Source organism: Pseudomonas sp. (assembly GCF_049590575.1).
Taxonomy (GTDB): domain Bacteria; phylum Pseudomonadota; class Gammaproteobacteria; order Pseudomonadales; family Pseudomonadaceae; genus Aquipseudomonas.
Genome location: NZ_JBAWDE010000159.1, coordinates 1 through 17500, shown reverse-complemented (window position 1 = coordinate 17500; position 17500 = coordinate 1). Strand labels below are relative to the sequence as shown.

The window sequence follows — 17500 nt, the reverse complement described above, 5'->3', positions numbered from 1 at the left end:
CTCAACACCGCGAAGTGGTCGTGGCCAGAGGCGACACGCTGTCGACCCTGTTTGAGAAAGTCGGCCTGCCCGCTGCAACTGTTAATGAGGTGTTGGCGAGCGATAAAAAAGCCAGGCAGTTCTCCCAACTCAAGCACGGCCAGAAACTCGAGTTCGAATTCACGCCTGACGGCCAGTTGAACAACCTGCACAGCACTATCAGCGACCTCGAAAGCATCACTTTGACCAAAGGCCCCAAAGGCTTCGCCTTTAACCGCATCACCACCAAGCCAGTGATGCGCTCTGCCTATGTGCACGGCGTAATCAACAGCTCGCTGTCGCAATCCGCGGCGCGCGCCGGCCTGTCACACAGCATGACCATGGACATGGCCAGCGTGTTTGGCTACGACATCGACTTCGCCCAGGACATCCGCCAGGGCGATGAATTCGACGTGATCTACGAGCAGAAAGTGGCCAACGGCAAAGTGGTCGGCACCGGTAATATCCTCTCCGCGCGCTTCACCAACCGCGGCAAGACCTACACCGCCGTGCGTTACACCAACAAGCAAGGCAACAGCAGCTACTACACGGCCGATGGCAACAGCATGCGCAAGGCCTTCATCCGTACGCCGGTGGACTTCGCGCGCATCAGCTCGCGTTTCTCCATGGGCCGCAAGCATCCAATCCTTAACAAAATCCGCGCCCACAAAGGCGTGGACTATGCAGCCCCTCGCGGCACACCGATCAAGGCAGCCGGCGATGGCAAAGTACTGTTGGCCGGGCGTCGCGGTGGTTACGGCAACACGGTGATCATTCAGCACGGCAACACTTACCGTACTTTGTATGGCCACATGCAAGGCTTCGCCAAAGGCGTGCAGACTGGCGGCACCGTTAAGCAAGGCCAGGTGATCGGCTATATCGGCACCACCGGCCTGTCCACCGGGCCGCACTTGCACTACGAGTTCCAGGTTAATGGCGTGCACGTCGACCCACTCGGCCAGAAGCTGCCGATGGCCGATCCGATTGCCAAGGCCGAGCGTGCGCGCTTCATGCAACAGAGCCAGCCGCTGATGGCGCGCATGGACCAGGAGCGCTCCACCCTGCTTGCCTCGGCGAAGCGCTAAGGGTATGCCGCTCTATATAGGTGTGATGTCCGGGACCAGCCTCGATGGCCTGGACATTGCCCTCATCGAACAAGACCCGGCGATCAAATTGATCGCCACGCATTACATCCCCATGCCGAGCGCACTGCGCACCGAGCTGCTCGGCCTGTGCGCCAGCGGCCCGGATGAGATCGCCCGTTCAGCCATTGCCCAGCACAACTGGGTGAACCTTGCGGCCCAGGGCATACACGCCCTGCTCGCCCAGCAAAACCTCAAGCCCCAGGACATTCGTGCAATTGGCAGCCATGGCCAGACCATCCGCCACGAACCCGCACGGGGCTTCACCGTACAGATCGGCAACCCTGCCTTACTCACCGAGCTGACGGGCATCACGGTGGTGAGTGATTTCCGCAGTCGCGATGTGGCAGCCGGTGGCCAGGGCGCGCCACTGGTGCCAGCGTTTCATGAAGCCTTGTTTGGTGAACGCAGCGGTAACCGTGCCGTTTTGAATGTGGGAGGTTTCAGCAACCTCAGCCTGATCGAGACCGGCAAGCCTGTAGCCGGATTCGACTGCGGCCCGGGCAATGTGCTGCTGGATGCCTGGATTCACCTGCAACGCGGCGAACAATTTGATCGCGACGGCCAGTGGGCGGCGAGCGGCAAGGTCGTACCTCAACTGCTCGCGGCACTGCTCAGCGACCCGTTCTTCGTGACCAAAGGCCCGAAAAGCACTGGGCGTGAAGTGTTCAACCTGCAATGGCTGCAGCAACACCTTGGGCGTTTACCCGCCTTCGAGCCGCAGGACGTACAGGCCACTTTGCTGGAACTGACTGCGCAGACCATCACCGAGTCGCTGCAAACCGCACAAACCCAGACCGAGACCCTGCTGGTCTGCGGCGGCGGCGCTCACAACGGCGCGCTGATGAGCCGTCTGGCCGCCCTGCTCCCGGCTGCGCAGGTCAGCAGCACCGCTTCCTACGGGGTGGACCCGGACTGGGTCGAAGCCATGGCCTTCGCCTGGCTGGCCCATTGTTGCCTGGAAGGCATCGCCGCCAACCGCCCAAGCGTCACTGGCGCACGCGGGCTGCGGGTACTCGGCGCAATCTACCCCAACTGACCCAGAGAATCTGCGGACAGCAAAACGCCGCTTGGCCGATCAAAGCCAAGCGGCGTTCTTCTATCGGGTGTAGATCAGGCTGTCGATCAGATCGAGAACGAAGACCCGCAACCACAAGTAGTGGTGGCGTTAGGGTTCTTGATCACGAAACGCGAGCCTTCCAGGCCTTCCTGGTAATCCACCTCGGCTCCTGCCAGGTATTGGAAACTCATCGGGTCCACGACCAGGCTCACGCCCTCGCGCTCAACGATGGTGTCATCGTCGGCCACATCTTCATCGAAGGTAAAACCGTACTGAAACCCTGAACAACCGCCGCCCGTAACAAATACGCGCAGCTTCAAGCGATCATTACCCTCTTCATCGACCAGGCTCTTCACCTTGTGCGCAGCACCGTGGGTGAATTGCAAAGCCGTGGGGGTGAAGGATTCAACGCTCATGCTGATAATCTCCCGGCGTAGCGCCGCCATATGCGTGATGGCGGGCATTATCCGCTTCTCCTAGAAAAGCGGTCAACTATTGTTACGGTATATCAATCTGCGCCGCCGCCATTAAAAACACAAAAGGCCCGATCAGCGGGCCTTTTGCTCAACGGCTAAACCCCGTTAAGGCAGCATGCCCGCGTGGGCCAAGCCGAGCTTTTCATCCAGGCCGAACAGGATGTTCATGTTCTGCACCGCCTGGCCCGACGCGCCCTTGACCAGGTTGTCGATCACCGACAGCACCACGACCAGGTCACCATCCTGTGGACGGTGCACCGCAATCCGGCACACGTTGGCGCCGCGCACACTGCGGGTTTCCGGGTGGCTGCCCGCCGGCATCACGTCGACGAACGGTTCATTGGCGTAGCGCTTTTCAAACAGCGCCTGCAGATCCACTGAACGATCAACCACGGTCGCGTACAACGTGGAGTGAATGCCGCGGATCATCGGCGTCAGGTGCGGCACAAAGGTCAGGCCCACATCCTTACCGGCTGCACGACGCAAACCCTGGCGAATTTCCGGCAGGTGGCGATGCCCTTTTACGGCATAGGCCTTCATGCTTTCCGACGTCTCGGAGTACAGCGAACCGACTGCCGCACCACGGCCGGCACCGCTCACTCCGGATTTGCAGTCTGCGATCAAGCGCGAAGCATCCGCCAGCCCGGCTTCCAGCAATGGCAGGAAACCCAGCTGCGTGGCGGTCGGATAGCAACCCGGCACGGCGATCAGGCGCGCTTGCTTGATCTGCTCGCGATTGACCTCCGGCAGGCCGTACACCGCCTCTTCAAGCAGCTCTGGCGCGCCGTGCGGCTGGCCGTACCACTTGGCCCACTCATCAGCGTCCTGCAGGCGGAAGTCAGCCGACAGGTCGATCACCTTGGTACCGGCAGCCAGCAACTCACCGGCCAGCGCATGCGCTACACCGTGTGGCGTGGCGAAGAACACCACGTCACAGGCGCCAAGGGTCTTGATGTCCGGAACGCTGAACGCGAGGCCGTCGTAGTGGCCTCGCAGGTTCGGATACATATCGGCCACGGCCAGCCCGGCCTCGGATCGGGAAGTGATGACCACCACCTCAGCTTGCGGATGCTGAGCCAACAGACGCAGCAATTCGACACCGGTGTAACCCGTGCCGCCGACGATACCGACCTTGACCATAAACCTGCCCTCAACGAACCCACTGGAAAGCCGTCGATAATAGGGGCCGTATCGCCCTGCGACAACCGTCAACGTGACGTACGGGCGCATGAGCCACTACTATCTTCAGTTACCGTGAACCTGGGAATAACTAGAAATGCTCTATCTATGGATCAAAGCCTTCCACATCATCAGTATCGTCTGCTGGTTTGCCGGGCTGTTCTACCTGCCGCGCCTGTTCGTCTACCACGCTCAAAGCGAAGACACCGTCAGCAAGGAACGCTTCAGCGTCATGGAGCGCAAGCTGTACCGCGGCATCATGGGCCCGGCGATGGTCGCCAGCCTGGTGTTCGGCGCCTGGCTGATCTACCTCAACCCCGCCATCTTTCAATCCGGTGCGTGGATCCACGCCAAGCTGACCCTGGTCGTATTGCTGATCGGCTACCACCACATGTGCGGCGCGCAGGTAAAACGTTTCGCACGTGGCGAAAACACCCGCAGCCATGTCTTTTATCGCTGGTTCAATGAAGTGCCGGTTCTGATATTGCTGGCTATCGTAATTTTGGTCGTGGTCAAACCGTTCTAATTTCAATGACTCGGGGGTCCTCCAATGTCGCTGCCCGCTTTGCTCGAACAACGTCTGCGCCTGCCCGTAGTGGCTGCGCCGATGTTTCTGATTTCCAACCCGCAACTGGTCCTGGCGTGCTGCCGCAGCGGAGTGGTCGGGAGTTTTCCGGCACTCAATCAGCGCGAAAGCAGTGGCTTCAAGGCCTGGCTGGAAGAAATCGAAGCGGGCCTCGCGCAGCTGGACAACCCCGCGCCCTATGCCGTCAACCTGATCGTGCATAACAGCAACCCACGGCTGGAAGCTGACCTGGCGATCTGCGTCGAGCACAAAGTGCCGATCGTGATCACCAGCCTGGGGGCGGTCAAGGAACTGGTGGACGCCGTACACAGCTATGGCGGCCTGGTGTTTCACGACGTCACTACGCGGCGGCATGCCGAGAAAGCCGCCGAAGCCGGTGTAGACGGCCTGATCGCCGTGGCCGCAGGCGCTGGCGGGCATGCCGGGACCTGGAGCCCGTTTGCGCTGATCGCCGAGATTCGCCAATTCTTCGATAAAACCCTGCTGTTGGCCGGCTGCCTCAACCATGGGCATGAGATACTCGCCGCGCAACTGCTGGGCGCCGACTTAGCCTACTTCGGCACGCGTTTTATCGGCACCACCGAAAGCCATGCCCCGGATGCGTATAAAGAGATGCTGCTCACATCGCGCGCCGCCGACATCGTGCACACTCCCGCTGTCTCCGGCGTGCCCGCAAGCTTTATGCGCCAGAGCCTGGAAAACGCCGGTTTCGACCTCGCCGCGCTGCAAGGCAAAGGCGAAGTCAACTTCGGCTCCAAGCTCAAGCCATTGAGCGACGAAGCCAAGGCCTGGAAGACCGTATGGTCCGCCGGCCAGGGCGTTGGTGAGATTGATGATTTGCCCAGCGTGGATGAACTCGTTGCCCGCCTGGATGCCGAATACCGCAAGGCGCGCGAGCAGGCGACACAGTTGCGCTGGCCACGCTGAACCTACCGCAAGGCCTGCCGCTTGAGCAGGCCTGCACAACTTCCCTGAATAAGTGACAAGGATGCCTGCATGAGCGACAACCGTTTCAAGATTGTGTTTGATGGGGCCTTGCTTCCGGGCGTCGAAAGCACCACCGCCAAACTGAATCTGGCCGAGCTGTTCAAGAGTGATGTCGACGCCATCGAGAAGCTCTTCACCGGCCGCCCGGTCGCGCTGAAACGCGACTTGTCGCGCCCGGACGCCGACACCTACCTCACTGCGCTGAAAAACGCCGGGGTCGATGCACGTATCGAAGCCGAACAGCCAGTGGCCTTCAGCCTGGCCGAAACCCACGAGACGGGCTCCACTGACTTCTCCCGCGCCGCCGCTTCGCCGTATGCACCGCCGCGCGCCGCCGTGGGCGATGACTTGCCTGAATACGCCACCCTCAAGGTGTTCACCATCCACGGGCGTATCGGTCGCCTGCGCTATCTGGCCTGGACGCTGGTGTTGACCCTGGCGATGCTGGTTGCCGGTGGCATCATCAGCACCGTCGGCTTTGCCGTGGCCACTGCCTCGCCAACGCTGGGCATGATCATCGGTGTGCTGCTGGGTCTCGCGTTGTTTGTTGCGCTTGTGTGGGTCAGCGTGCAAATCGGCGTGCAGCGCCTGCATGACCTGGGCTGGTCCGGCTGGCTGTACTTGCTCAACCTGGTCCCTCTGGTCAACAGCGTATTCCCGATCCTGTTGCTGGTCTTGCCGGGTAACGCAGGCGCCAACCAGTACGGTGCGCCACCACCGCGCAACTCCACGGCGGTAAAAGTCCTGGCCACCCTGTGGCTGGCGTTTATCCCGGTAATGCTGGCCATCGTGGTCACACTGGGTATGAACGGCTACCTGAACCAGCTCGAAGCCAACATGGACAGCAGCTACGAAAGCAGCTCCATCACCTCTGACGATGACGCCGACCAGGCCACTACCGTCGAGGAAGACGATGCGCAAAGTGCTGACGAAGCGGCCGAACCTGTAGACTCTCCAGAACAGTAAAGAAACGCCCGCCGCCTGTGATGCCTCCATCACAGGCCGGGCGTTGCGATGGAGAAAGGCATGACCCGTTACGCTCTGATCACCGGTGCCTCCAGCGGCATCGGCCTGGCCTTGGCCGAAGCATTGGCCCGTCGCGGCCGCAGCTTGATTCTGGTGGCCCGCCAGCGTGATCAGTTGGAAAGCATTGCAATCGAATTGACCCAACGCTTTGGCGTCGAAGTGCTGTTTCGGGCCTGCGACCTCGGCGAGCCGTTGCGTTTGTCCGGGTTCCTGCTGGAGCTTGAAGAAGGCGAACGCCATATCGACTTGCTGGTGAACTGTGCCGGCATCGGCACCAGCGGGCCGTTCCTGGCGCAGGACTGGATGACTGAGCAAGACCTGATCGAGGTCAACATCCTCGCCCTGACCCGCATGTGTCACGCCCTTGGCAATGCCATGGCGCTGCAGGGTGGCGGACAGATTCTCAACGTCGCCTCGGTTGCAGCGTTCCAGCCCGGCCCTTGGATGAGCAGCTACTACGCCAGCAAGGCCTATGTACTGCACTTCTCCGAAGGCCTGCGCGAGGAACTGAAAACCTGCGGGATCAAGGTCTCGGTGCTCTGCCCCGGCCCGACTCGCACCGCCTTCTACGGCACCGCGCAAATGGACACCGCCAAGCTCGAGCGCAGTGACAAACTGATGAGCCCGGAAGAAGTGGCGCTTTACACCGTACGCGCACTCGAGAAGAACAAAGCCCTGATCATTCCCGGTCGACGCAACCGCTGGATCGCCTTCAGTCCGCGTTTCAGCCCGCGCTGGCTGACCCGCAAGATCGCCGGGGCGATCAACAAGGCCTATTGCTCGCGCTGACCGGCCAAGTACACTCACCCTGCCCTTTCACAATGGAGAAACAGCTGTGGATACTCTGTTCACCAAGATCATCAACAGAGAAATACCCGCGAAGATCATCTTCGAGGACGATCAAGTCCTGGCCTTCCACGACATCGCCCCCCAGGCGCCGGTGCATTTTCTGGTTATCCCGAAAAAACCCATCCGCACCCTCAACGACCTGACCGAAGAAGACAAGGCCCTCGCCGGCCATATCCTGTTCACCGCTCAACGCCTGGCGGTGGAGCTGGGTTGCGAGAACGGCTTTCGCGTGGTCATGAACTGCAATGAAGACGGCGGGCAGACCGTTTATCACATCCATATGCACGTGCTGGGTCAGCGCCAGATGAACTGGCCGCCGGGCTGATATACGGATGAGGGTCGCCGCCTCCCATGGCATGCGACCCCGTGTCCTTGACTCAGCGCAAACGCTTCGCCCTCTCTTGCGGTAAACTGGCCGCCGAGATTCTTCCCGGAGGTCAGCATGACTACCCAACGTCACTACTCGCCGATTGACCGTCTGTTGCTGCAAGCCGACATGGCCATGCGCACGCTGCTGCCCTTCAGCGGCCAACCGTACCGCCCGTCGCCCGCCATCGTGCAGCCCGAAGCCCAGATGAGCGAGACCGAGACCCGCCATGTCGCCGGCCTGATGCGCATCAACCATACCGGCGAAGTCTGCGCCCAGGCGCTGTACCAGGGCCAGGCCCTGACCGCCAAGCTGCCGCAGGTACGCGCGGCCATGGAGCATGCGGCCGAGGAAGAAATCGACCACCTGGCCTGGTGCGAACAACGCATCCGCCAACTGGGTAGCCACCCCAGCGTGCTCAACCCACTGTTCTACGGTCTGTCGTTTGGCATCGGCGCAGCTGCCGGCTTGATCAGCGACAAGGTCAGCCTGGGTTTTGTCGCGGCGACGGAGCACCAGGTGTGCAAACACCTGGATGAGCACCTGGAGCAACTGCCGGCCGAGGACGAAAAGTCCCGGGCGATTCTTGAACAGATGCGCATCGATGAAGAACACCACGCAGAAAGCGCGCTGGATGCCGGCGGCTTCCGCTTCCCGGCGCCGGTACGGTTTGGCATGAGTGTGTTGGCCAAGGTCATGACCAAAAGCACGTATCGAATCTAAACCAAAAAAGGGCGCCATCGAGGCGCCCTTTTTTTGTCCGCGGATTACATCAATCAACCCAACTCGATGATTTCGTAATCATGGGTGATCGCCACACCGGCCGCGCCCAGCATGATCGAGGCCGAGCAGTACTTCTCAGCCGACAGCTCGATGGCCCGTTTGACCTGGGCTTCTTTCAGCGCCCGGCCCTTCACCACGAAGTGCATGTGGATCTTGGTAAACACCTTGGGGTCTTCAGTGGCGCGCTCGGCTTCCAGGAAAGCTTCACAGCTTTCCACGGCCTGGCGGGATTTTTTCAGGATGCTGACCACGTCGAAATTGCTGCAACCGCCTACACCGAGCAGGAGCATTTCCATCGGACGTACGCCCAGGTTACGGCCACCGGCTTCGGGTGGACCGTCCATGACCACCACATGGCCACTGCCCGACTCACCGAGGAACATGGCTTCGCCCGCCCATTGGATGCGTGCCTTCATCGCCCAGACTCCACTGCTAAAAAAGGGTCGCCAGCTTAGCACAGGCCCCACCAGCGTCAGAGTTTCCCATCAAAGCGATCAATTACAGGGTTTCCCCAGCAAATTGGCTAATCGAGACAGAATGTGTCTGGTAAGCTGGCGCCAATTCGATGGCTAATTGATACCATTTATACAATTCGTATCAATGCCGATACCAACGACTACAACAACTCCGACCGCGCTGCCTTTTCGGGATACAACCATGGTTGCCCTTACGCCCATACCCAAGATCAAGAATCTCGACAAGCTGCTGATGCACTGCCAGCGCCGGCGCTACCCGGCCAAGCACAACATCATCTGCGCGGGCGAGCGCTCCGAAACACTGTTCTTCATCATCAAAGGTTCGGTCACCATCCTGATCGAGGATGAAGACGGCCGTGAAATGATCATCGCCTACCTGAACACCGGGGATTTCTTCGGCGAGCTGGGGCTGTTTGAACAGGCCGGCAAGGAGCAGGAACGCAGCGCATGGGTACGCGCCAAAGTCGAATGCGAAGTGGCCGAGATCAGTTACACCAAATTTCGCGAACTGGCCCAGCACGATCCCGACATCCTGTACGCCCTGAGCGGCCAGATTGCCCAGCGTCTGCGCGACACCACGCGCAAAGTCGGCGACCTGGCGTTCTTTGACGTCACCGGCCGCGTCGCCCGCTGCCTGCTGGAGTTGTGCAAGCAACCCGACGCCATGACCCACCCCGATGGCATGCAAATCAAAGTCACTCGCCAGGAAATCGGGCGGATTGTCGGCTGTTCGCGGGAGATGGTCGGCCGCGTGCTCAAGGATCTGGAGGAGCGCAACCTGGTCAACGTCAAAGGCAAGACGATGGTGGTGTTTGGCACCCGTTAACCCGGCAGCAAGCTGGCCAGCATTTGACGGTACAGGGTATCCAGCCGGCTGATTGCGTCAGGCGCGGGGAAGGCTTCGTGCAGCGCGATATGGCTGTCGGCCCGCACCCGCTGGTCGAGGCCGCAGGCTTGGTTGAAACGATTGACCGCCGCGATCAGCTCCTCGCGGTCGTTCTCCAGCAACAAGGCACCGTGCACCAACCCCACCGGGCGGCCACCACTTTGGCGCCAGCGCTGAGCGGTGCCGACCATCTTGCGACCGTTGAGGTTGACGTTGTAGCGACCGTCGCAGAACGCCCCGTCGATTTCACCGACCGAAGCGTCGCCGCCCAACTCAATCAGCACATCGCAGATCGGCTGGCATAAACGCTGGTAACCGGTTTCGATACGGCCTTGATCGCCTTCACTGCGCGGCGGTGCGTAGACCAGTGCGATATTCACCGTGGCGCCCGACTGCGGCACCGGCTCGCCCCCGGTTTCGCGCAGTAGCACAGGCCAACCGGCGTCCGCCGAGATTTGGCTGGCCGCGTCAAATGCCGGCAACCGGCTTAAACGACGCGGCATCACCAGGGCTTGATCGATGGGCTGCCAGAACAGCAGGCCGAACTCCTGTTTGCCCGCGCAAACCGCAGCCAGTAACGCTTGTTCCGCGGCAAGCCCCGCTTCAACAGTCATTCTTACCGGCTGAGCCATCAAACACCTACCTCCCTGAACGCACACAAAACCAAATGTGGGAGGGGGCTCGCCCCCGATTGCTGTGGGTCAGCCAGCACATGCATTGCCTGACACCCTGCCATCGGAGGCGAGCCCCCTCCCACACTTTGATCGCATTTCACATCAATCGAGAGTGGAACCACTCACCGCCACACCACGCTCCGGGAAGAACAGGCGTTGCAGCTCCGCCCCCGGGTTCTCGGCGCGCATGAAGGTCTCGCCTACCAGGAACGAGTACACCCCGCTGATTTCCATCAGCTCCACATCGGCACGGTTGACGATGCCACTCTCCGTGATCACCAGGCGATCACGCGGAATCCGCGGCAGCAGGTCGAGGGTGTTTTCCAGGCTGACTTCGAAGGTGTGCAGGTTACGGTTGTTGACGCCCACCAGCGGTGTGTCGAGGGTTTTCAGCGCACGTTCCAGCTCATCGCCGTCGTGCACTTCCACCAGCACATCCAGGCCGACGCTTTTGGCCACGGCCGCCAGCTCGGCCATCTTCACGTCATCCAGGGCGGACACGATCAGCAGCACACAGTCGGCGCCCAGGGCACGGGCTTCGACGATCTGGTACGGGTCGACCATGAAGTCCTTGCGGATCACCGGCAGTTTGCACGCGGCACGGGCCTGCTGCAGGAACAGGTCGGAGCCCTGGAAGTAGTCGATGTCGGTCAACACGGACAGGCAAGTCGCCCCGCCCTTCTCGTAGCTCTTGGCGATATCTTCAGGAATGAAGATCTCGCGAATCACGCCCTTGCTCGGCGAAGCCTTCTTGATTTCAGCAATCACCGCAGGCTGCTTGAGCTTGGCCTGGGCGATCAATGCATTGGCAAAACCACGCGGTGCATCAGCGGCTTTTGCCTGCGCTTCCAGCTCGGCGAGGCTGACGCGCGCGCGACGCTCGGCGACTTCTTCAACCTTGCGGGCCAGGATCTTTTCCAGAACAGTCGGCACACTCATCCCTCATTCTCCATCTTGAATACAGCGGTGAATGCTCCCAGCTCTTCGAGTTTTTCACGAGCCAGGCCGGTGTGCAGCGCATCGTGGGCTAACGCGACGCCTTCTTTAAGACTATAGGCATGGTCGGCCGCATAAAGTGCCGCGCCCGCGTTAAGTACGATCATTTCCGCGGCCTTTTGGCCGTTTTCGGTTTTGCGACGCCCCAAGGCATCGCGAATCAGTTCCAGCGACGCCGCCGGGCTTTCGACCGCCAGGCCGTGCAGGCTCTGGCTTTTCATGCCCAGGTCTTCGGGCTCGACCCAGTATTCGGTGACCTGGTCGTTCTTCAGTTCCGCAACAAAGGTCGGTGCGGCCAGGCTGAATTCATCCAGGCCGTCTTTGGAGTGCACCACCAGCACATGCTTGCTGCCCAGACGCTGCAAGACTTCTGCCAGCGGGCGGCACAGCGCCTGGCTGAATACGCCGACTACCTGGTGCTTCACACCGGCCGGATTCGTAAGCGGGCCAAGCATGTTGAACAGGGTACGCAGGCCAAGGTCTTTGCGCGGGCCAGCGGCGTGCTTCATCGCACCGTGGTGCGACTGGGCAAACATAAAGCCAATGCCGACGTTGTCGATGCAGCGCGCCACTTGCACCGGGGTCAGGTTCAGGTAGATGCCGGCCGCTTCCAGCAGGTCGGCACTGCCGCTCTTGCCGGACACCGCGCGGTTACCGTGCTTGGCCACGGTGCAACCAGCCGCCGCCACGACAAAAGACGAGGCTGTCGACACGTTGAAAATATTCGCACCGTCGCCGCCGGTGCCAACCACGTCGACCACACCGTCGAGGGTCTTGAGTTCGACCTTGTCCGCCAGCTCGCGCATGACCGACACGGCACCGACGATCTCGTCGATGCTCTCGCTCTTCATGCGCATCGCCATCATGAACGCGCCGATCTGCGCGTCCGTGCACTGGCCGGTCATGATTTCGCGCATCACATCGCTCATTTCAGCGGTGCTCAGGTCCAGATGGCCGACGATACGGCTCAGGGCAGTCTTGATATCCATGGAAAGTCCTTAGCGCGTGCCGCCGCTCTGCTTGAGAAAGTTGGCGAACAGCTCGTAGCCCTGCTCGGTCAGGATCGACTCGGGGTGAAATTGCACCCCTTCGATATTCAGTGTCTTGTGGCGCAGGCCCATGATCTCATCGACCGAACCGTCTTCCAGCTGAGTCCAGGCGGTCAGTTCCAGGCAGTCCGGCAGGGTTTCGCGCTTGACCACCAGCGAGTGGTAGCGGGTCACGGTCACCGGGTTGTTGAGTGCCTGAAATACGCCGAGGTCCTTATGGAACACCGGACTGGTCTTGCCGTGCATCACCTGGCGCGCGCGCACCACGTCACCGCCAAAGGCCTGGCCGATGGACTGATGCCCCAGGCACACGCCGAGGATCGGCAGCTTGCCGGCGAAATACTTGATGGCTTCGATGGAAACACCCGCCTCGCTCGGCGTGCACGGGCCTGGCGAAACCACGATGCGTTCCGGGTTCAGGGCAGCGATTTCAGCCACGGTCAGTTCGTCGTTACGCACCACCTTGACCTCGGCACCCAGCTCGCCCAGGTACTGCACCACGTTGTAGGTAAAGGAGTCGTAGTTATCAATCATCAGCAACATGGGGGAAACCTCAGGAATTGGGGGTCTGTTCAGCCAGCGCAACAGCGCGGAACATCGCGCGGCGCTTGTTCAGGGTTTCTTCCCATTCGAGGGCCGGCACCGAGTCGGCGACAATCCCGCCACCGGCCTGCACATGCAGCTCCCCGTCCTTGATCACGGCCGTGCGAATCGCAATGGCGGTGTCCATGTTGCCGTTCCAGGCGAAATACCCCACGGCGCCGCCGTAGACGCCACGCTTGACCGGCTCCAGCTCGTCGATGATTTCCATCGCACGAATTTTCGGCGCGCCCGACAAGGTGCCCGCCGGCAGAATCGCGCGCAGCGCGTCCATCGCGGTCAAGCCGGCTTTCAGCTCGCCGGTGACGTTGGAGACGATGTGCATCACGTTGGAATAGCGCTCGATCACCATCTTCTCGGTGAGCTTCACCGAACCGATTTCCGAGACCCGCCCGGTGTCATTGCGGCCCAGGTCGATCAGCATCAGGTGCTCGGCGATTTCCTTGTCGTCGCTCAGCAGGTCTTCTTCCAGCGCCAGATCCGCTTCTTCGGTCGCGCCGCGCGGGCGTGTACCGGCAATCGGGCGCACGGTGATCAGGTTGTCCTCGACGCGCACCAGCACTTCCGGCGAACTGCCGACGACGTGGAAGTCGCCAAAGTTGAAGAAGTACATGTACGGCGTCGGGTTGAAACAACGCAGCGCACGGTACAGGTCAATCGGCGCGGCCTTGAAGTCGATGGACATGCGTTGCGACGGCACCACCTGCATGCAGTCACCGGCAAGGATGTATTCCTTGATGGTATCGACCGCGCGCTCGTAGTCATCCTGGGTAAAGCTTGACCGGAACACCGGGTCGGCCGCCGGTGGACGGCTGAGGTCCAGGCCGCGACGCGGGGTGATCGGCTGGCGCAGTTTTTCCAGCAGCGCTTCGAGGCTGGCCAGGCCTTGCTCGAAGGCGTCGGCCTGCGAGGGGTCGGCGAGCACGATCGCGTGCATCTTGCCGGCAAGGTTGTCGAACACCACCACCGCATCGGAGACCATCAGCAGAATGTCCGGCACGCCCAGCGGGTCCGGGTTCGGGCATTGGCCCAGGCGTTTTTCCACGTAACGCACGCAGTCGTAGCCGAAATACCCTACCAGGCCGCCGTTGAAACGCGGCAGGCCGGGAATGGTCGGCACGTTGTAGCGCGCCTTGAAGGTTTCGACGAAGGCCAGCGGGTCTTCTACGTCATGGCTTTCGATCTCGACGCCATCATGGGTGATGCTCACATGATGGTCGTGGACGCGCAGCACGGTGCGGCACGGCAAGCCGATGATCGAGTAACGGCCCCATTTCTCGCCGCCCTGCACCGATTCGAGCAGATAGGAGTTGGGCGCGTCGGCCAGTTTCAGGTAGATCGACAGCGGCGTATCGAAGTCGGCCAGGGTTTCGCAGGCCAGGGGAATGCGGTTATAGCCGGCAGCGGCCAAACGCAGGAATTCTTCGCGGATCATGGTGTGCCTCGTGGCGTGAGGGTCTAACAGTCAGGTATGCAAACGTGCCGCAGCGCGGCCAGGATCAGTCAGGCGCGCCAACGCCAGCGGGCCAGGGCCTTGATGACTTTCATCCAGAGTTTGCGAGTGACCACCACGATGGAATTTCCAGAAGGGGACGGATCGATATCGGGCAACGTTATCTCAGCGCCCGCTCCCAAGCAACCGGGGATTAACAGTCGCAGGTCATCAATCACCAGCGCCGGCGCCTCTTCGGCAATCGGCCGGCCATGGTTGTAGCCGTAACTGAGGGCCACGCACTGCACGCCGGCTGCTTTTGCGGCCTGCACATCACTGCGCGAATCGCCGACAAACAGCGACTGGGAGGCCGGGATATTGGCCATTTTCATCACGAAAAACAGTGCGGCCGGGTCGGGTTTCTTCTGCGGCAAGGTATCGCCACCGATGATCCAGCGGAAATACCGGCCAATTTTCATCTGGTCCAACAGCGGCGCGACAAAGCGCTCCGGCTTGTTGGTGATCAGGGCCATTTCCACGCCCTTTTTGTGCAGCCATTTGAGGGTGTCACGCACACCGGGGTAGACCACGGTCAGTTCGTGGCCATTTTCATAGGCGGCGTTGAACAGCTCCAGGGCGTGTTCGGCCTCGACCTCATCCACGCCTTCGGCATCGATGTGGTTGGCCAAGGCGCGGCGCACCAGCATGTGCACGCCGTTGCCGACCCACTCACGTACCGACTCGATCCCCGCCGGCTTGCGCCCCAGCTTGAGCAGCATGTCGTCCACCGCCGCCGCCAGGTCCGGCACCGAATCGATCAACGTACCGTCCAGATCGAACATCACCAGCCGCGGCAGTTTGCCGGGAAATAGCTGCTCGAAGCCGCTCATGGACGCGCCAGCGCCAGTTCTGCTCGCATCTTGTCGATGACTTCCTGGTAGTTCGGCGCGTTGAAGATCGCCGAGCCGGCCACAAAGGTGTCGGCGCCCGCTGCGGCGATTTCGCGGATATTGTTGACGTTGACCCCACCGTCGATTTCCAGGCGGATATCCCGGCCGGAGGCGTCGATCAGCGCGCGGGCTTCGCGCAACTTATTCAGGGTGCCGGGGATGAACTTCTGCCCGCCAAAGCCTGGGTTGACGCTCATCAGCAACACCATGTCGACCTTGTCCATCACGTACTCGAGCACGCTCAACGGAGTGGCCGGGTTGAACACCAGGCCCGCCTTGCAGCCGCCTTCGCGGATCAATTGCAGGGTGCGGTCCACGTGCAGCGTGGCTTCCGGGTGGAAGGTGATGTAGGTCGCGCCGGCTTCGATGAAGTCACCGACGATGCGGTCCACCGGGCTGACCATCAGGTGCGCGTCGATTGGCGCGGTGATGCCGTACTTGCGCAGCGCCGCACAGACCATCGGGCCGATGGTCAGGTTGGGTACGTAGTGGTTGTCCATGACATCGAAGTGCACGAAGTCGGCACCGGAGGCCAACACCTTGTCCACTTCCTCACCCAGGCGGGCGAAATCGGCGGAGAGAATCGATGGAGCAATGACGAAGGGCTGCATGACGCACCTTTTTTGAGCTAAATCACGATGGCGCGCATTGTATACCTCATGCTTTGCTGCGCGCACCGTGACCTAACTCAAGGGTTAATACGCAGCCCGGTAGATTTTCTCGATATCCGCCGCGCTCAGCTTGCGCGGGTTGTTGCGCATCAGGCGCTCAATGCCCGCCGCTTCGGTGGCCATCGCGGGGATGGCGTCCTCGGGCACCCCGAAGCTGCGCAGGCCTGCCGGGATCTCGACGGCGGCGCAGAGTCGCGTCATCGCCTCGACGGCCTGGTCGGCCGCATCGTTGACGCTCAAGCCGCTGACGTTCACGCCCATGGCCTGGGCAATGTCCTGCATGCGCTCCACGCAGGCCAGCTTGTTCCAGTGCATCACATAGGGCAGCAACAGCGCATTGCTCACCCCGTGGGCGATATTGAACCGCCCGCCCAATGGGTACGCAAGCGCATGCACCGCGCCCACCCCGGCATTACCGAAGGCCATGCCGGCCATCAGGCTGGCGGTGGCCATATCGTCGCGGGCCTGCAGGTTGGCCGGGTTGGCGTAGGCCTTGGGCAGCGCGTTGGCAATCAGCTTGATCGCGCCGATGGCCAGGGCATCGGTGATCGGCGAGGCGTTCAGCGACAGGTAGGATTCAATCGCGTGCACCAGCGCGTCCACGCCACTCGCGGCGGTGACACTGCGCGGGCAGGTCAGGGTCATTTGCGGGCTGATCAGCGCCACGTCCGGCAGCAGGTAATCGCTGACAATGCCTTTTTTCAGCTGCGCGGCCTTGTCCGAGAGGATCGCCACGTTGGTCACCTCCGAGCCGGTACCCGCCGTGGTCGGGATGGCAATCAGCGGCGGGCCCTTGCGCGGTACCTGATCGACGCCGAACAAATCCGCCAGGGCACCGTGGTAACCGGCGTAGGCCGCGACGCTTTTGGCGATATCGATCGCGCTGCCGCCGCCCAGGCCGATCAGCCCGTCATGCCCGCCCTCGCGGTACACGCGCATGCAGTCCTCGACGATGGCGATTTCCGGGTCGGGCAGTACGCGGTCGAAGATTTCATAGGAACGATCGCCCAAGTGTTCCAGCGCCAGCGCCACCGTACCGGACTTGACCAGCGCGGCATCGGTGACGATCAGCGGGTTATCCACATCCAGGCGTGTGAGTTCGGCAGCCAGCTGTTCAATGGCGCCAGCGCCGGTCAGCAGTTTGTGGGCGATCTTGAATGAGGAAGTACTCATGTGCGCGGCCTCTTATTAAGGAATGGGCTGGCACAAGAGTAGCTGACTGAGGCCGGTTGTCTTGCATTCAGCAACTGAATAGACATAAGACCAATGTGGGAGCGGGCTTGCTCGCGAATG

20 protein-coding genes (1 of these 20 cut by a window edge) are annotated in these 17500 nt (G+C 61.3%); 9 read left to right on the top strand and 11 right to left on the bottom strand.

The annotated features are described in order from the left end of the window. On the top strand, positions 1-1103 hold the 3' portion of the coding sequence (locus WBR57_RS11740) for a peptidoglycan DD-metalloendopeptidase family protein (protein ID WP_424083973.1). The gene continues 316 nt to the left of window position 1, outside the view; only the last 1103 of its 1419 coding nucleotides appear in the window; its start codon lies beyond the left edge, outside the window; the stop codon is at positions 1101-1103. Positions 1104-1107: 4 nt separating this feature from the next. After that, complete coding sequence (locus tag WBR57_RS11735) at positions 1108-2199, top strand: anhydro-N-acetylmuramic acid kinase (RefSeq protein WP_424083972.1); 1092 nt, start codon at positions 1108-1110, stop codon at positions 2197-2199. A gap of 86 nt (positions 2200-2285) precedes the next feature. Here WBR57_RS11735 and erpA read toward each other — a convergent pair whose 3' ends face one another. Together erpA and argC are read right to left on the bottom strand one after the other, a co-directional pair. Then, a complete protein-coding gene (gene erpA / locus WBR57_RS11730; RefSeq protein WP_003176443.1) occupies positions 2286-2636 on the bottom strand; it encodes an iron-sulfur cluster insertion protein ErpA in 351 nt (116 codons plus the stop codon). A 165-nt stretch (positions 2637-2801) separates the two neighbouring features. After that, positions 2802-3836 carry an N-acetyl-gamma-glutamyl-phosphate reductase gene (gene argC, locus WBR57_RS11725; RefSeq protein ID WP_065912489.1) on the bottom strand — a complete coding sequence of 345 codons (1035 nt, stop codon included), beginning with the start codon at positions 3834-3836 and terminating at the stop codon, positions 2802-2804. A 136-nt stretch (positions 3837-3972) separates the two neighbouring features. Between argC and hemJ the strand changes: the two genes are divergently transcribed. The 6 genes from hemJ to coq7 all read left to right on the top strand — a co-directional run bounded on the left by hemJ (position 3973) and on the right by coq7 (position 8413). Next, a complete protein-coding gene (hemJ, locus tag WBR57_RS11720) occupies positions 3973-4401 on the top strand; it encodes a protoporphyrinogen oxidase HemJ (protein ID WP_424083971.1) in 429 nt (142 codons plus the stop codon). A gap of 24 nt (positions 4402-4425) precedes the next feature. Beyond that, positions 4426-5388, top strand: a complete 963-nt coding sequence (locus WBR57_RS11715; protein ID WP_424083970.1) for an NAD(P)H-dependent flavin oxidoreductase — start codon at positions 4426-4428, stop codon at positions 5386-5388. A gap of 69 nt (positions 5389-5457) precedes the next feature. Continuing rightward, positions 5458-6414, top strand: a complete 957-nt coding sequence (locus WBR57_RS11710; protein ID WP_424083969.1) for a DUF805 domain-containing protein — start codon at positions 5458-5460, stop codon at positions 6412-6414. Positions 6415-6474: 60 nt separating this feature from the next. Further along, positions 6475-7263 carry an SDR family NAD(P)-dependent oxidoreductase gene (locus WBR57_RS11705; protein WP_424083968.1) on the top strand — a complete coding sequence of 263 codons (789 nt, stop codon included), beginning with the start codon at positions 6475-6477 and terminating at the stop codon, positions 7261-7263. A gap of 46 nt (positions 7264-7309) precedes the next feature. Next, positions 7310-7648, top strand: coding sequence for a histidine triad nucleotide-binding protein (locus WBR57_RS11700; protein WP_424083967.1), 339 nt, complete (start codon positions 7310-7312; stop codon positions 7646-7648). A gap of 117 nt (positions 7649-7765) precedes the next feature. Further along, positions 7766-8413 carry a 2-polyprenyl-3-methyl-6-methoxy-1,4-benzoquinone monooxygenase gene (gene coq7 / locus WBR57_RS11695; RefSeq protein ID WP_424083966.1) on the top strand — a complete coding sequence of 216 codons (648 nt, stop codon included), beginning with the start codon at positions 7766-7768 and terminating at the stop codon, positions 8411-8413. Between the two features lie 53 nt (positions 8414-8466). Here coq7 and WBR57_RS11690 read toward each other — a convergent pair whose 3' ends face one another. Next, the gene (locus WBR57_RS11690) at positions 8467-8889 is read right to left on the bottom strand and encodes an OsmC family protein (protein ID WP_005792019.1); all 423 of its coding nucleotides are present in this window, start codon (positions 8887-8889) and stop codon (positions 8467-8469) included. A gap of 241 nt (positions 8890-9130) precedes the next feature. On the opposite strand from WBR57_RS11690, the gene crp reads away from it, so the two are divergent. Continuing rightward, entirely contained in the window at positions 9131-9775 is a 645-nt protein-coding gene (gene crp / locus WBR57_RS11685; protein WP_424083965.1) for a cAMP-activated global transcriptional regulator CRP, read from the top strand. Here crp and WBR57_RS11680 read toward each other — a convergent pair. The 8 genes from WBR57_RS11680 to WBR57_RS11645 form a co-directional block, all read right to left on the bottom strand. Next, on the bottom strand, positions 9772-10467 hold the full coding sequence (locus tag WBR57_RS11680) for a lipoyl protein ligase domain-containing protein (RefSeq protein ID WP_424083964.1): 696 nt from the start codon (positions 10465-10467) through the stop codon (positions 9772-9774). The two genes, crp and WBR57_RS11680, sit on opposite strands and share 4 nt — an antisense overlap. A gap of 144 nt (positions 10468-10611) precedes the next feature. Then, positions 10612-11448 carry an indole-3-glycerol phosphate synthase TrpC gene (trpC, locus tag WBR57_RS11675; protein ID WP_424083963.1) on the bottom strand — a complete coding sequence of 279 codons (837 nt, stop codon included), beginning with the start codon at positions 11446-11448 and terminating at the stop codon, positions 10612-10614. Further along, a complete protein-coding gene (trpD, locus tag WBR57_RS11670; RefSeq protein ID WP_029296763.1) occupies positions 11445-12494 on the bottom strand; it encodes an anthranilate phosphoribosyltransferase in 1050 nt (349 codons plus the stop codon). Before trpD ends, trpC begins: the two co-directional genes overlap by 4 nt. A 9-nt stretch (positions 12495-12503) precedes the next feature. After that, positions 12504-13097 carry an aminodeoxychorismate/anthranilate synthase component II gene (locus WBR57_RS11665; protein ID WP_122542375.1) on the bottom strand — a complete coding sequence of 198 codons (594 nt, stop codon included), beginning with the start codon at positions 13095-13097 and terminating at the stop codon, positions 12504-12506. Positions 13098-13107: 10 nt separating this feature from the next. Continuing rightward, entirely contained in the window at positions 13108-14589 is a 1482-nt protein-coding gene (gene trpE, locus WBR57_RS11660) for an anthranilate synthase component I (RefSeq protein ID WP_424083962.1), read from the bottom strand. A 68-nt stretch (positions 14590-14657) separates the two neighbouring features. Next, positions 14658-15476 (bottom strand): phosphoglycolate phosphatase, encoded by an 819-nt coding sequence (locus WBR57_RS11655; RefSeq protein ID WP_424083961.1) that lies wholly within the window; start codon positions 15474-15476, stop codon positions 14658-14660. Next, positions 15473-16147, bottom strand: coding sequence for a ribulose-phosphate 3-epimerase (gene rpe / locus WBR57_RS11650; RefSeq protein WP_122542369.1), 675 nt, complete (start codon positions 16145-16147; stop codon positions 15473-15475). The genes WBR57_RS11655 and rpe overlap by 4 nt, the downstream gene beginning before the upstream one ends. A gap of 84 nt (positions 16148-16231) precedes the next feature. Continuing rightward, positions 16232-17380 carry an iron-containing alcohol dehydrogenase gene (locus tag WBR57_RS11645; RefSeq protein WP_424083960.1) on the bottom strand — a complete coding sequence of 383 codons (1149 nt, stop codon included), beginning with the start codon at positions 17378-17380 and terminating at the stop codon, positions 16232-16234. Positions 17381-17500: the final 120 nt, after the last annotated feature.

Excerpts from the sequence above, each read along its gene's own strand:
- WBR57_RS11680 (WP_424083964.1), bottom strand. The coding sequence starts at position 10,467 with ATGGCTCAGCCGGTAAGAATGACTGTTGAAGCGGGGCTTGCCGCGGAA.
- crp (WP_424083965.1), top strand. The coding sequence starts at position 9,131 with ATGGTTGCCCTTACGCCCATACCCAAGATCAAGAATCTCGACAAGCTG.
- trpC (WP_424083963.1), bottom strand. The coding sequence starts at position 11,448 with ATGAGTGTGCCGACTGTTCTGGAAAAGATCCTGGCCCGCAAGGTTGAA.
- coq7 (WP_424083966.1), top strand. The coding sequence starts at position 7,766 with ATGACTACCCAACGTCACTACTCGCCGATTGACCGTCTGTTGCTGCAA.
- WBR57_RS11655 (WP_424083961.1), bottom strand. The coding sequence starts at position 15,476 with ATGAGCGGCTTCGAGCAGCTATTTCCCGGCAAACTGCCGCGGCTGGTG.
- WBR57_RS11690 (WP_005792019.1), bottom strand. The coding sequence starts at position 8,889 with ATGAAGGCACGCATCCAATGGGCGGGCGAAGCCATGTTCCTCGGTGAG.
- argC (WP_065912489.1), bottom strand. The coding sequence starts at position 3,836 with ATGGTCAAGGTCGGTATCGTCGGCGGCACGGGTTACACCGGTGTCGAA.
- WBR57_RS11665 (WP_122542375.1), bottom strand. The coding sequence starts at position 13,097 with ATGTTGCTGATGATTGATAACTACGACTCCTTTACCTACAACGTGGTG.
- WBR57_RS11735 (WP_424083972.1), top strand. The coding sequence starts at position 1,108 with ATGCCGCTCTATATAGGTGTGATGTCCGGGACCAGCCTCGATGGCCTG.
- trpE (WP_424083962.1), bottom strand. The coding sequence starts at position 14,589 with ATGATCCGCGAAGAATTCCTGCGTTTGGCCGCTGCCGGCTATAACCGC.
- WBR57_RS11705 (WP_424083968.1), top strand. The coding sequence starts at position 6,475 with ATGACCCGTTACGCTCTGATCACCGGTGCCTCCAGCGGCATCGGCCTG.
- hemJ (WP_424083971.1), top strand. The coding sequence starts at position 3,973 with ATGCTCTATCTATGGATCAAAGCCTTCCACATCATCAGTATCGTCTGC.
- trpD (WP_029296763.1), bottom strand. The coding sequence starts at position 12,494 with ATGGATATCAAGACTGCCCTGAGCCGTATCGTCGGCCATCTGGACCTG.
- erpA (WP_003176443.1), bottom strand. The coding sequence starts at position 2,636 with ATGAGCGTTGAATCCTTCACCCCCACGGCTTTGCAATTCACCCACGGT.
- WBR57_RS11645 (WP_424083960.1), bottom strand. The coding sequence starts at position 17,380 with ATGAGTACTTCCTCATTCAAGATCGCCCACAAACTGCTGACCGGCGCT.
- WBR57_RS11715 (WP_424083970.1), top strand. The coding sequence starts at position 4,426 with ATGTCGCTGCCCGCTTTGCTCGAACAACGTCTGCGCCTGCCCGTAGTG.
- WBR57_RS11710 (WP_424083969.1), top strand. The coding sequence starts at position 5,458 with ATGAGCGACAACCGTTTCAAGATTGTGTTTGATGGGGCCTTGCTTCCG.
- rpe (WP_122542369.1), bottom strand. The coding sequence starts at position 16,147 with ATGCAGCCCTTCGTCATTGCTCCATCGATTCTCTCCGCCGATTTCGCC.